The organism is Bacillus sp. P4_D3, from assembly GCF_056401855.1.
Genome location: NZ_JBFUIN010000961.1, coordinates 1 through 1,019 on the forward strand (window position 1 = coordinate 1; position 1,019 = coordinate 1,019).

Here is a 1,019-nt window from a genome sequence, read left to right on the forward strand (position 1 = left end):
CTTCTTATGTGAAAAACATAAACAGCATCGAAGATTTAAACGCTCATAAAGATGAGCTAGATAATAAAATCGTCGGGATTGAACCTGGCAGTAGCCTTATGAATTTAACGAATAAAGCAATGAAAGAATATGATATAAAACTCAAACTTGTCCAATCTTCAGAAGCTGCGATGATGAGTGAATTAAAAAAGGCATATACGAAAAAGAAACCAATCGCTGTGACGCTTTGGAATCCACATTGGGGCTTTTCAGAATTTGACTTAAAATATTTAAAAGACCCTAAGAAAGTATATGGTGAAAAAGATGACATTTATTACTCAGTTCGTAAAGGTTTCGAAAAAGATCATCCTGATATTGTGAAATACTTTGATCAATGGAAAATGAACGATGAACAACTAGGTACTTTAATGGTCATGCTAAATAAAACGAAAGATCCGGAAGAAGCCGCGCGAAAATGGATTAAAAAAAATCAAGCTTTAGTTGATGAATGGGTAAAAGAATGACAAAAACAGGCTAGGGAATTTATCATATTCTCTAGCCTGTGTCATGTTATTTTTTCTCAATAACTGCATCAACAATTCCATATTCCTTCGCTTCTTCTGCCGTCATAAAATAATCTCTTTCTGTATCATGAGCTACCTTTTCTACTGGTTGCCCTGTTCGATCAGATATGATTTTGTTAATATCATGTTTTAACTTTAATATTCTTTTTGCTGTAATCTCAATCTCCGTCGCTTGCCCTTTTACACCGCCGAGCGGTTGATGAATCATGATTTCACTGTTAGGGAGCGCAAATCTTTTTCCCTTTGCGCCAGCTAATAGTAAAAGCGCACCAAATGATGCCGCAAAGCCCATACAAAGTGTTTGCACATCTGGTTTAATAAGGTTCATCGTATCTAATATTGCAAATCCCGCTGTCGTTGAACCGCCCGGACTATTGATATAGAGGAATATATCTTTTTCTGCGTCTTCCGCTTCTAAAAATAATAATTGTGCTACTACACTGCTTGCAACTTGAT

At 36.0% G+C, this 1,019-nt stretch carries 2 protein-coding genes; one reads left to right on the top strand and one right to left on the bottom strand.

The window, feature by feature from the left end:
* Nucleotides 1–503, top strand: a 503-nt coding sequence (locus tag AC1DTM_RS28345) for a glycine betaine ABC transporter substrate-binding protein (RefSeq protein ID WP_477001475.1), incomplete at its 5' end; no start/stop codon positions are given.
* 46 nt (nucleotides 504–549) lie between these two features.
* Here the strand turns inward: AC1DTM_RS28345 and AC1DTM_RS28350 are convergent.
* A partial coding sequence (locus AC1DTM_RS28350; RefSeq protein WP_477001476.1) for an ATP-dependent Clp protease proteolytic subunit occupies nucleotides 550–1,019 on the bottom strand: 470 nt, incomplete at its 5' end.